Source organism: Vreelandella piezotolerans, from assembly GCF_012427705.1.
In the GTDB taxonomy this organism is placed as follows: Bacteria; Pseudomonadota; Gammaproteobacteria; order Pseudomonadales; family Halomonadaceae; genus Vreelandella; species Vreelandella piezotolerans.
Window position 1 is genome coordinate 1,167,266 of the sequence record NZ_CP048602.1, and the last position, 11,863, is coordinate 1,179,128.

Below are 11,863 nucleotides of genomic sequence, written 5' to 3' on the forward strand. Positions count from 1 at the left end.
GTCCTTCGTTTTTTTGGCCTAAGTAGTGGCCCCAGGCAGTCGAGGTGATGGATGCATTACGTTGCGATCGAAGAGAGTCGGCGAGATCTTTTAAAGCAGCTACAAGAGCGTTTGGAAGCGCGACTGGAGCCAGCGCGGGCGGCCGATATCGAAGCCTTTGCGCGCCACTTTTATGCCACGGTGCCGGTGGAAGACTTGGTCGACCGTCGCTTGGACGACCTGTACGGTGCGACGCTGTCCATCTGGCAGTTCCTCCAGCACCATGATCCGAAAAGCCCTAAAGTACGCATTTTTAACCCGGATTTCGAAGAGCACGGCTGGCAGTCTACCCACACCTTCGTGGCGGTGCTGCATGAAGACATGCCGTTTTTGGTCGACTCCGTGCGCATCGAACTCAACCGTCGCGGCCTAACGGTACACGCCATTCAAAACGCCGTGTTCGCCGTGGCCCGTGATAGCCAGCATCAGCTGAAGGCGCTGACCTCTCCCAAAGACGAGAACGCACCGGACGCCCGTGAATCGCTGATCGTCATCGAAGTCGATCGTCACACCGATGCCGAATCCCTGGCAAAAATCGAGCGTAATCTGCACGAAGTGCTGCGGGACGTGCGTACCGCCGTGGGCGATTTCGATGCCATGTGCGGCCAGATCACCTCGGCGATACAGGAGTTGGAAAAAAATTGCCCGCCACAAATCGACCCGGACGACCATGAAGAGGCCATCGCTTTCCTGGAGTGGTTGCTGAAAGATAACTTCACCTTCCTGGGCTACGATGAGTACCTGTTAGAAGGCAACGAGCTGCAGCGTGATCCCAACAGCGTGCTGGGCGTATTCCGGCTGGATCAGCCGCGCTACCGCGAGCGAATCCGCACCGAAGAGGGTGTCGACGAACACAATGACTACGTGCTGGTGCCGCAGCTGCTCTCGTTCGCTAAAAGCGCCCACCACTCCCGCGTGCACCGACCCACGTATCCAGATTACATCACCGTCGACCGCTACGACGATGACGGCAACGTGATCGGTGAGCGTCGCTTCTTTGGCTTGTTCACCGCCACGGTGTACAACGAGTCGCCGCGCAATATTCCGCTGCTACGCCGCAAACTCAAGGCCGTGATGGATATCGCTGGCTTCAACCCCCAGGGCCACAACGGCAAGCAGCTGTTGCAGGTGCTGGAAGTCTACCCACGCGATGACCTATTCCAGATCAGTACCGAATCCCTGGCTAGCACCGCACTGGGTATTCTCAACATCCGTGAGCGCCGTCAGGTGCGGCTATTCATCCGCGCCGATGTCAGCGGTAAGTTCTATTCCTGCCTGGTGTTCGTGCCGCGTGATGTGTTCTCGACCGATCTACGCCAGCGCATTCAGGGCATGCTCTGCGACGAGTTGGACGCGCACTTCGGCGACTTCAACACCTACTTATCCGAGTCGGTGCTGGCGCGTATCCAATTGATCCTGCGCTTCAACGGCGACGCCCCGAGCCAATACGATCTCAAACGTCTGGAGAGTAAAGTCGCTCGCCTAGCCCGCAGCTGGCGCGACGATCTGCAGGCGGCGATGATCGAAGGCTTCGGGGAAGAGCGTGCCAATCATCTGATCGATCAGTTCCACGACGCGTTCTCCGCCAGCTACCGGGAAGATTTCAACGCTCGCACGGCCGTGTTCGATGTCCAGCATCTGCTGAATCTGGATAACGGCGACGATCTCTCTCTGTCGCTTTATCGCCCCTTGGAAGAGCAGGCGGGCGGCATGAACCTGAAGCTGTTCCACCGCGAATCGCAAATTCCACTCTCCGACGTGCTGCCGATGATGGAAAATCTGGGGCTGCGCGTGATTGGCGAGCGCCCCTACGACATCAACGCACCACAGCAGCGCTACTGGATTCACGATTTCGAACTGGAACACAGCCGTGAAGGCGTCAACCTGAGCGAAATGCGCGACACCTTCAGCGAAGCGTTCAAGCGTATTTGGGCAGGCGAGGCCGATAATGACGCCTTCAACCGCCTGATCATCGGCGCAGGGCTCGACTGGCGCGAAGTGGCTATGCTGCGCGGCTATGCACGCTATTTGAAGCAGATTCGCTTCGGTATGTCTCAGGATTACATTGCCGCAACGCTGGCGAACTACCCGGCCATTACCCAAACCCTGGTGGAGTTGTTCCGCCTGCGTTTCGACCCGGCCCAGCAGCCCAGCAACGTCGATGACTGCCTTACGCGACTCAACGAGCACTTAGAAGGCGTTGCCAGCCTCAACGATGACCAACTGCTGCGCCGCTTCATGGAGCTGATTCAGGCCACGCTGCGCACCAACTACTACCAGACCACCGACGGTGGCCGCTTCAAGGATTACATCGCCTACAAGTTGGAGCCGTCGAAAGTCACCGGAATGCCCAAGCCGCGCCCGGCGTTCGAGATCTTTGTCTGCTCGCCGCGTGTCGAAGGCGTTCACTTGCGCGGTGGTAAAGTGGCCCGTGGTGGCCTGCGCTGGTCGGATCGTCTCGAGGATTTCCGTACCGAAGTGCTGGGCCTCGTCAAAGCGCAGCAGGTGAAAAACGCGGTCATCGTGCCTGTCGGCGCGAAGGGCGGCTTCGTATGTAAGCGCATGCCGGAAAACGCCGACCGCGAAACCCAACAGAAGGAAGGGATCGTCTGCTACCAAATCTTCATTCGTGCGCTATTGGACGTCACCGACAACTTGGTGGGTGGCGAGGTAGTGCCGCCGCAAAGCGTCGTGCGTCACGATGAAGACGACACCTACTTGGTGGTAGCCGCCGATAAAGGCACCGCTACTTTCTCGGATATCGCCAACGCGATTTCCATCGAGTATGGCCACTGGTTGGGTGACGCCTTTGCTTCCGGTGGTGCCAACGGCTACGACCACAAGAAGATGGCAATCACCGCTCGCGGCGCGTGGGAATCCGTGAAGCGTCATTTCAAGAACCTGGGCGTCAATACCCAGGAAGACCTGTTTACCGTGGTGGGTATCGGAGACATGGCGGGGGACGTGTTCGGTAACGGTATGCTCCTTTCCGATAAGATCCAATTGGTGGGCGCCTTCAACCACCTGCACATCTTCGTCGACCCGAACCCGGATTCCGCAGCGGCCTTTGCCGAGCGCAAACGCCTGTTCGATCTGCCGCGCTCCAGCTGGGAAGATTACAGCAGCGAACTGATCTCCCAAGGGGGTGGGGTGTTCAGCCGCAGCGCCAAGTCGATCACCATCACGCCGGAAATGCAGCAAGCGTTTGGGATTGAAGAGGCTCGCCTGTCGCCCAACGACCTGATTCGCGCCATGCTCAAAGCAAAGGTCGATCTGATTTGGAACGGCGGCATCGGTACTTACGTGAAGAGTTCTGAAGAGACCGATGCGGATGTGGGCGACAAAGCCAACGATGCGCTGCGTATCAACGGTAAAGAATTGAACTGCCGCGTGGTCGGCGAGGGCGGTAACCTGGGCCTGACCCAGCGTGGCCGGATGGAAGCCGCCGCCAACGGGGTACGCGTCTACACCGACTTTATCGACAACGCGGGCGGCGTGAACTGCTCGGATCACGAGGTCAACATCAAAATCTTGATCGATGAAGTGGTCAAGCGTGGCGATATGACCGACAAGCAGCGTAACCAGCTGCTGGCCGACATGACCGAAGAGGTCGCCGACCTGGTGATTCTGGATAACTACCGCCAGACCCAGGCACTGGACCTGTCGGAGATCTTGTCTCACCAGGGCATGGGGCCGTACCGTCGCTTCATCAGCGAGCTGGAGTCCGCCGGTCAAATCGACCGCGAGCTGGAGTTCCTGCCCGCCGATGACGTGCTCAAAGAGCGCGCCAGCAACAATCAGGGCATGCGCTTACCGGAACTGTCGGTGCTGATCTCCTACGCCAAGAGCACCCTGAAGGGCGACTTGATCAACTCCGACGTGCCCGACGATCTGTATATCCACCGTCATCTGGAGCGTCTGTTCCCGGCCGTGCTCACCGAACGCTACCAGAACGAGATGTACGACCACCGTCTAAAGCGTGAAATCGTCGCCACCCAGGTGGCCAACGATCTCGTCGATCACATGGGCATCGTCTTCGTGCGTCGCCTGATGGATTCGACCGGCGCTGGCCGTGCGGACATTGCCCGCGCCTACGTGGTGGCCCGCGATGCCTTCAATCTGCCGTCGCTGTGGGCGCAGATCGAAGCGCTGGATAACCAAGTGCCCAGCCGTGTGCAGTACTCCATGATGCTGGATTTGATGCGCATGATCCGCCGCGCTACGCGCTGGTTCCTTCGTCAGCACCTGGGGCTCTCGACCCAGGACACCATCGAGTACTTCGGCCCACGCTTGGCGCAGTTGCAGGAGGGCATTGGCGAGCTGCTCAGCGGTGAAGAGCAGGCCGTATGGCGCCAGCGCTGTGATGAATTGCTGGAAGCTGGCGTGCCGGAAGCACTGGCCGCCACCGTGGCTGCCGCGCCGAGTCTCTACGCTGGCCTGGGCATCATTCAAGCCGCGCGGATCACCAACGAGAAGCCGCAACGGGTGGCCGAGGTGTTCTATGAAATCGGCAGCCGCTTAGAGCTACCATGGATGATCCAGCAGGTTACCCACCTGGAGGTCCGCGATGCCTGGCAGGCCCAGGCGAGAGAAACCTTCCGCGACGACATCGACCGTCAGCAGCTGGCGCTCACTACCAGTGTTCTGAAGCTAGAAGCCGGCAGCCGTGACACCCAAGAGCGGGTAGCCCAGTGGCTAGAGCAGCATGCCGAGCTACACCGCCGCTGGTGCCGCCTGATCGACGAAGTGCGCGGTGGCAGTGAAGGAGGGTTTGCACTGTTTGCCGTGGCCGTGCGTGAACTGGTCGACCTGGCCGAAAGCGACAGCGAAGCGTAAACCGAAGCGCGTGCTCAACGGCACGCTGCACGCTCGGTAGGAAGCCGCGCCCTGGGGGATCAGGACGCGGCTTTTTTCATCCTGCGAAGCCTGGGCGATGTGCGCTATACTGCGCCCGCCCCGCACGTCGCCCACCGATTAGGAGAGTCTTACCGATGTACCCCATTGCACGCTCGCTGCTGTTTCGCTTGGATCCCGAAACCACCCATGGCATGGCGCTGAACGCGCTCGACGCGTTGCACAAAGTGGGCGGTATTCAGCGACTGTATGGCAAGCCGGTGAGCGACCCGGTCGCACTCATGGGGCTGCGTTTCCCTAACCGTATTGGGCTGGCGGCCGGGCTGGATAAAAACGCCGACCACTTGGATGCGCTGGGCGAGCTAGGATTTGGCTTTGTGGAGGTCGGCACCGTAACACCCAAGGCGCAGCCGGGAAATCCAAAACCGCGTCTCTTTCGATTGGCCGACCACGAGGCGATCATCAACCGCTTCGGGTTCAACAACAAAGGGGTGGCGCATCTCGTCGCGCAGGTCAAAAAACGTCACTACAACGGCATCGTCGGCATCAATATCGGTAAGAATTTGACCACGTCGGTTGAGAACGCCCTGGATGACTACCTATTATGCCTCGATGCGGTACATGGCGCGGCGGACTACATAGCGGTGAATATCTCGTCGCCCAATACACCGGGGCTACGCACGCTGCAGTTTGGCGAACAGCTAGATGCCCTGTTGGGGCCGATTCGCGCCAAAAGCCGCGAGTTGGATGCTCAGGCAGGTCGCAGGGTGCCTCTGCTGGTGAAAATCGCACCAGACATGAGCGAAGAGGAGGTCGCGCTGGTGGCTGGCAGTATCGCACGCAACGAGCTGGACGGCGTGATTGCGACCAATACCACCGTCTCCCGGGAGGCCGTGCAGAACGACCCGCAAGCACAAGAAGTCGGCGGGCTCTCCGGTAAGCCGGTGTTCGAGGCGTCCAATACGGTCATTCGTCTACTGCGCAAGCACCTGCCGACGCTGCCGATCATTGGCGTGGGTGGCATCGATAGTGGTGAAGCGGCCCGGGCGAAAATGGCGGCCGGTGCGGATCTTGTGCAGCTCTATTCGGGATTGATCTACCAAGGGCCTGGGCTAGTGAAGCAGTGTGCCGAGGCGCTCAAGCAAATCGGTTGAAAAAGCCGCAGATAGACGATAAAAAGCCCGCTTTGCAGCGGGCTCCGTCTCCTAATGTTTGAGTAAAAGGTAAATAAATTAGGTCATGACCATGGGGTTTTTATGAATACCGGAGACGCCGATCATTCCGTCCCATTGGTCACCACGACCTTCACGCCAACCGCTCATCCAATATTCGCGTAAATTGACATCTTGACTGGGGCAATCATCACGGGAGCGACCCATGATGCCCGCTTTGTAGCCGTGAACATAAGCCCGCTGGAAGCGATCACGTTTTTGTCGTTTCATTGGCTAACCTCTTTGCATGAAAGCCTTTGATAAGAAGCAGGTCACAAGGCAACGTAGTAATAACAGGCCCATAGGCGTGCTTTACCCAGATTGCCAACACCACTTCGAGAAGTGACTTCAAGTTCAAGAGTGAGCTGCTGCCTCAGCGCTAATGCCTAGCACTCACGTGCTGAACGGAAGAAGCGGCAAGCTCAGACAAGCCAAGGATCGTTACCGGCGTTTAGAAACAGACACGATAAAGACCCTGACAAGCAACGCATGCGTTTTTAGTAGCTACCCTCTTATTGTTAGACCATGATGGGGTCACTTGTCGACCATCAAATTGTCATAAGACATACATTCATTTGCCATATACAGGAATATCGCGCGGTGACGCGCGGCGATCATCATGACCGAGCTGAGCCAAACTGCCCCTCTCAACCTACTAGCGACCTGCCCCAAAGGCATCGAAGGCCTGCTGGCGGATGAACTGACGGCCCTGGGCGCCGAACCGGGTAAAACCACCGTGGCGGGGGTCTATTTTTCTGCCGACCAAGCCACGGCCTACCGAGTCTGTTTATGGTCTCGCCTAGCGAACCGTGTGATTTTGCTACTGGCGCGGGAGTCTCTGGTCGAGACCGCCGAGCAGGTACGCAATGTGGTCGCACGCATCGCCTGGAGCCAGCATCTTGCCCCCGGCAAGACCTTGGCGGTGGATTTTCATGGCCGCAGCGACCATATTCGCCACACGCGCTTCGGCGCACAGACGGTGAAAGATGGTGTGGTGGACGCGCTGCAGTTAGGCGGTCGAGAGCGGCCCAACGTGGACACCAAAGCGCCTGACCTGCGCATTTACGCCCACCTGCACCGGGCCAACTTAAGCCTGGGAATCGATCTCTCCGGTGATAGTCTCCACCGCCGTGGCTACCGCCGCGATGTCGGGCACGCGCCGCTCAAAGAGAACTTGGCGGCAGCGCTGCTGGTGCGCGCAGGCTGGACGGAACGGGCCAAAGCGGGCGAGCCATTGATCGATCCGCTATGTGGGGCAGGAACGCTGCTAATCGAAGCGGCGCTGATGGCATCTGACCAAGCCCCTAACTTGAACCGCGAGCGGTTTGGCTTTCACGGCTGGGCAGGCCATCAAGACGCTGTGTGGAGTGAATTAAAACGCGAAGCCGAAGCACGCGCCTCGATTGGACGCAAACGTTGCAAAACCGAACTGATAGGCTTTGATCAAAGCCCGGCAGCACTGACCGCCGCGAAATCTAACGCCATGCGGGCGGGCATTCCTGCGCTGATCACGCTCCACGGCCAGAGTCTCGCCCAACTACATCGGCCGGAGACGCTGACCGCCGAGCAGGGGCTATTGATCACCAACCCGCCCTACGGCGAGCGCCTGGGCGAGCTGCCGGAACTGGTGCGGCTTTATGCTCAGCTCGGTGAAAAAGCCAAGGCGCTGTTTCCTGGCTGGACGCTGGCGCTGTTTACCGGTAATCCGGATCTCGGCCACCGCCTTGGGCTGCGCGCTCATAAACAGCACGCGCTAAAAAACGGCGCGCTGGATGCCAAGCTGCTGCTCATGGAGATTGCCAGCGCCCGCCCTGCGCCTAAGCAGAGCGGTGAGCCGACAGACGCGGGCGTAGTGCCCCAGGCAAGCCGTACGACAACATCGACGGTGTCGGAAAATGCAAAGATGTTTGCCAACCGTCTGGCAAAAAATCAAAAACGTCTGAAAAAATGGCTGAAGCAGAGTGGTGAAACCTGCTATCGCCTTTACGATGCCGATATGCCAGAGTACGCGCTGGCAGTGGATCGCTACGGCGACCGCGTGCACGTTCAGGAGTATGCGGCACCGAGTTCCGTGAACCCTTCTCAGGCACAAAAACGGCTGTTTGATGCCCTGGACGTGCTGCCCGAGGCGTTGGGGGTCGATCCCAGCAAGATTTACGTCAAGCGCCGCGAGCGGCAAACCGGTGCGGCCCAGTACCAAAAGCGCGATGCCAGCGGCGAGCGTTTTGAAGTGCGGGAGGGCAGCGCAAGGCTATGGGTCAACCTGCGGGATTACCTGGATACCGGTCTGTTTCTGGACCACCGGCCGGTACGCCGAATGCTGGGCGAGATGGCCAGCGGCAAGCGCTTTCTCAACCTGTTCTGTTACACCGCGACGGCCACCGTGCAGGCCGCGCTAGGCGGGGCCAGCGACAGCGTTAGCGTGGACATGTCCAACACCTACCTGGAGTGGGCCCGGGACAACTTTGCGCTCAACCAGCTCGAGCCCAGGCTGCACCGCGTGGTGCGGGATGACTGCTTCCGCTGGCTGGAAACCGCCAACGCGCAGTTCGATCTGATTTTCATGGACCCGCCGACCTTCTCGAATTCGAAAAAGATGCGTGACACGCTCGATGTGCAGCGCGACCACCCGCGCTTGGTGGAGCTCGCCATGGCGCGCCTGGCCCCCGGCGGTACGCTGGTGTTCTCCAACAATCAGCGCCGCTTCAAGCTCGACGAAGCACTGAGCGAGCGCTACGCCGTCGAGGAGATCACTGCGCGCACCTTCGATCCGGATTTTCAGCGGCGCACCAACTTGCATCACGTATTTTTGCTGCGTCACGCCCCCTTTGCCGATAAAGGGCAAGGCGATGATTGAACTATCGATTTACACCACGCTAGGCTGCCATCTATGCGCCCAATTGGAGGTGCTGGTGGCAACCCTGGCCAACCAAGAGGTGAGGCTGCACCACATCGAGATCAGCGACGACGACGCTCTAGTGGAGCGTTACGGCACGCGGATCCCGGTGCTGGTCGATGACGACGGGGTCGAGTTGGATCGCGGCTTCGACGTGGCGCGTTTGAGCCACTGGTTGAGCGAGCGGGGCTGGCTGGATGAGACGGCGCTGGCCGCACTCACCGCGCCGCCAGAACACGCGCCCCCCGTGGGGGCCCATCAGCGCAACGGGCGGCGCTTCTTAGGCTAATGAAGCGGGGAGAGTCAGTCTAAAAGGGTGATGCGTCAGAGCGCGTCTAAAAGCGACAGCTGACGCATCGCTTCTTGGCCTTCTGGCGTATGGTCGGCGGCTTCAAGCACTTTGCGGAACCCGCGTGAGGATTGAATCGTCGTTTCATCCTCCAGCCACATTTCTGCTTGCTCCAGAGTGTCCGCTAACTGGTGTTTCAATCCGCCAAACTGGGTGCCGATTTGCCCCCAGGCGCGGCTGAAAATCCAGTCGCCGAACATATCCTGGTGAATATGCACCAACACATAGTCATGGTCGGTTTCCCAGCGTACGATCACACCCATCTCCTTAACCACTGCTTGATCACGCCTGCACAGCAAGCCATTGCGGGCGTATTGTAAAGCCCGGATACCAAAACGCCTATGAAACTTGTTATCGACGCTAATATCCCCGCTGCCGACGCCTGTTTTGCAGGCATGGGGACGCTGCACCGTCTGCCAGGCCGCGAGATCCGTGCGGCAGACGTGCAGGACGCCGATGCGCTGATCGTGCGCTCGATCACTCAGGTGAACCGCACACTACTGGCCAACAGCGCGGTGCGTTTTGTGGGTACCTGTACCATTGGTACTGACCATATCGATCTCGACTATCTCAAAGAGCGTGGAATTGGCTTTGCCAGCGCGCCGGGATGCAATGCGGACGCGGTGGTGGACTATGTGCTGAGCAGCTTACTGACGGTGAGCGAGCGAGAAGGCTGGCCGCTGTTGAAACGAACCGTGGGCATCGTTGGCGCAGGCAACGTGGGTAGTCGCTTACAGCGCCGCTTGCAGGCACTTGGCGTGGCGGTACGGGTGTGTGACCCCCCCAGGGCGGAACAAGAGGGCGCGAGAGGTTTCGTCTCCCTCGATACGCTCATCGAGGAGTGCGACGTCATCTGCCTGCACACCCCGCTGGTGAAGGCGGGTCCTCATGCCACTTATCAGATGCTGAGTGCCCAGCGTATCGACGAGCTTGCCCCGGGTACGCTGCTGTTGAACGCTGGGCGCGGTGACTGCCTGGATGGTTTAGCGTTGCGCAGCCGTATGGCAGGGAAGGGCGATATCACGGCCATACTGGACGTTTGGGAAGACGAGCCTGGTATCGATGCGGGGCTACGTGACTTGGTTGCTTTAGCGACACCGCATATTGCCGGGCATAGCCTGGATGGCAAGCTGCGCGGCACCTGGATGATTCAGCAGGCGTTGGCAGCGCAGTTAGGCCTGCCCAGCGACATGCCGTTCAGCGCGCTCTGCCCACCGCCAGCACTCGCTACGCTCACGCTGCAGGAGGCACTGCCGGTGGAAGAGGCGCTTCGGCTATGTGCGCGGGCCGTGTATGACGTACGCCGCGACCACGATGCGTTGCAGCGTCAAGTGGTGCATCAGGGCATTGCCAAAGGCTTTGATAGCTGCCGCGCCAACTATCCGCTACGTCGCGAATTTGGCACGCTGACCGTTCACTTGGAGAACGACGCGGTGTCATTGCAGCCATCGCTTCAGGCGGCGGGTTTTTGGATTGCCTAAATTAACAAGGCCCGCATTAGCGGGCCTTGGCATCTTTTATCGCGCGGTTTGTCGCTTACTGACGGTAAGCCGCTTCTTTCAGGGCACGAATACGGTCATCCAGCGGCGGGTGGCTGGCGAAGAGCTGCTCGACCAGCGAGCGGGTCTGGCCTTTGGTGATTGCCATGGCGCGCAGGGTGTCCGGCATTTGGTCGGGCATTTCGGTTTCGGCCTTCAAACGTGCCAGGGCGTTGACCATCGCCCCCGTGCCTGCCAGGCGGGCACCCGCTTCGTCGGCACGGTACTCACGGTAGCGGGAGAACCAGGCCACGATGGCGGAGGCGACGATACCAAAGACGATTTCGGCCACCATCACCACGGCGAAGTAACCCATAAAGCCCAGGCCACCTTCGCCATCGCTGCGGCTTTTCAGGAAGCTATCGACCAAGTGGGCGACGATACGAGCGAAGAACATGACGAAGGTATTCACCACGCCTTGAATCAGCGCTAGTGTCACCATGTCGCCGTTAGCAACGTGGCCAATTTCGTGGGCAAGCACCGCGCGCACCTCCTCTGGGCGCATACGGTTGAGCAAGCCCGCCGATACTGCCACTAGGGCATCGTTTTTATTCCAGCCAGTGGCAAAGGCGTTGGACTGTTGGGCGGGGAAAATGCCCACCTCTGGGGTTTTGATACCCGCTTCACGGGAAAGCTCGGCCACGGTATCCACCAGCCACTGCTCGGTGGCGTTCGACGGATTTTCGATGATCACCGTGCCGGTCGAGCGTTTCGCCATCCATTTAGAGATGAACAGCGAGACCAGTGAACCGGCCATACCGAACACAAAGCAGAAGATCAGCAGGCTGGTAAAGTTAATGCCCTGGCTGTTGAGATAGCTCTCAACGCCAAACAGCCTTAGCGTCAGGCTGGCGACCAGCAACACCGCTAAGTTGGTGGCTAAAAACAGCACGATTCGCATCATGGGTGACGATCTCCCTCAAGGTCATAACAAGCGTTAATGGAATGATGGCTTAGATACGTGCATTTCATGTCA

General features: G+C 59.3%; 8 protein-coding genes. 5 read left to right on the plus strand and 3 right to left on the minus strand.

Annotation, left to right across the window (positions count from 1 at the left end):
- Positions 1 to 51 precede the first annotated feature (51 nt).
- Together GYM47_RS05405 and GYM47_RS05410 are read left to right on the plus strand one after the other, a co-directional pair.
- Positions 52 to 4,875, plus strand: coding sequence for an NAD-glutamate dehydrogenase (locus tag GYM47_RS05405; RefSeq protein WP_153842335.1), 4,824 nt, complete (start codon positions 52 to 54; stop codon positions 4,873 to 4,875).
- Between the two features lie 155 nt (positions 4,876 to 5,030).
- Complete coding sequence (locus tag GYM47_RS05410) at positions 5,031 to 6,047, plus strand: quinone-dependent dihydroorotate dehydrogenase (protein ID WP_153842336.1); 1,017 nt, start codon at positions 5,031 to 5,033, stop codon at positions 6,045 to 6,047.
- A gap of 78 nt (positions 6,048 to 6,125) precedes the next feature.
- On the opposite strand, the gene rmf is transcribed toward GYM47_RS05410, so the two are convergent.
- Complete coding sequence (gene rmf, locus GYM47_RS05415; protein ID WP_139525484.1) at positions 6,126 to 6,335, minus strand: ribosome modulation factor; 210 nt, start codon at positions 6,333 to 6,335, stop codon at positions 6,126 to 6,128.
- Between the two features lie 388 nt (positions 6,336 to 6,723).
- Here rmf and rlmKL point away from each other — a divergent pair, with 388 nt between their 5' ends.
- Both rlmKL and GYM47_RS05425 read left to right on the plus strand, forming a co-directional pair.
- Positions 6,724 to 8,961 carry a bifunctional 23S rRNA (guanine(2069)-N(7))-methyltransferase RlmK/23S rRNA (guanine(2445)-N(2))-methyltransferase RlmL gene (rlmKL, locus tag GYM47_RS05420; RefSeq protein ID WP_153842337.1) on the plus strand — a complete coding sequence of 746 codons (2,238 nt, stop codon included), beginning with the start codon at positions 6,724 to 6,726 and terminating at the stop codon, positions 8,959 to 8,961.
- Positions 8,954 to 9,289, plus strand: a complete 336-nt coding sequence (locus GYM47_RS05425; RefSeq protein ID WP_139525486.1) for a glutaredoxin family protein — start codon at positions 8,954 to 8,956, stop codon at positions 9,287 to 9,289. The genes rlmKL and GYM47_RS05425 overlap by 8 nt, the downstream gene beginning before the upstream one ends.
- 35 nt (positions 9,290 to 9,324) lie before the next feature.
- Here GYM47_RS05425 and GYM47_RS05430 read toward each other — a convergent pair whose 3' ends face one another.
- Positions 9,325 to 9,606: a hypothetical protein gene (locus tag GYM47_RS05430; RefSeq protein ID WP_139525487.1), complete on the minus strand. Its 282-nt coding sequence runs from the start codon at positions 9,604 to 9,606 to the stop codon at positions 9,325 to 9,327.
- Positions 9,607 to 9,690: 84 nt separating this feature from the next.
- On the opposite strand from GYM47_RS05430, the gene pdxB reads away from it, so the two are divergent.
- The gene (gene pdxB, locus GYM47_RS05435; RefSeq protein ID WP_153842338.1) at positions 9,691 to 10,830 is read left to right on the plus strand and encodes a 4-phosphoerythronate dehydrogenase PdxB; all 1,140 of its coding nucleotides are present in this window, start codon (positions 9,691 to 9,693) and stop codon (positions 10,828 to 10,830) included.
- A gap of 55 nt (positions 10,831 to 10,885) precedes the next feature.
- Here the strand turns inward: pdxB and htpX are convergent, their stop codons facing one another.
- Positions 10,886 to 11,791 (minus strand): protease HtpX, encoded by a 906-nt coding sequence (gene htpX / locus GYM47_RS05440; RefSeq protein ID WP_139525489.1) that lies wholly within the window; start codon positions 11,789 to 11,791, stop codon positions 10,886 to 10,888.
- Positions 11,792 to 11,863 lie beyond the last annotated feature (72 nt).

Bases quoted from the DNA above. Each gene is read 5' to 3' on its own strand.
- GYM47_RS05425 (WP_139525486.1), top strand. From the start codon at position 8,954: ATGATTGAACTATCGATTTACACCACGCTAGGCTGCCATCTATGCGCC.
- GYM47_RS05410 (WP_153842336.1), top strand. From the start codon at position 5,031: ATGTACCCCATTGCACGCTCGCTGCTGTTTCGCTTGGATCCCGAAACC.
- rmf (WP_139525484.1), bottom strand. From the start codon at position 6,335: ATGAAACGACAAAAACGTGATCGCTTCCAGCGGGCTTATGTTCACGGC.
- GYM47_RS05405 (WP_153842335.1), top strand. From the start codon at position 52: ATGCATTACGTTGCGATCGAAGAGAGTCGGCGAGATCTTTTAAAGCAG.
- rlmKL (WP_153842337.1), top strand. From the start codon at position 6,724: ATGACCGAGCTGAGCCAAACTGCCCCTCTCAACCTACTAGCGACCTGC.
- pdxB (WP_153842338.1), top strand. From the start codon at position 9,691: ATGAAACTTGTTATCGACGCTAATATCCCCGCTGCCGACGCCTGTTTT.
- htpX (WP_139525489.1), bottom strand. From the start codon at position 11,791: ATGATGCGAATCGTGCTGTTTTTAGCCACCAACTTAGCGGTGTTGCTG.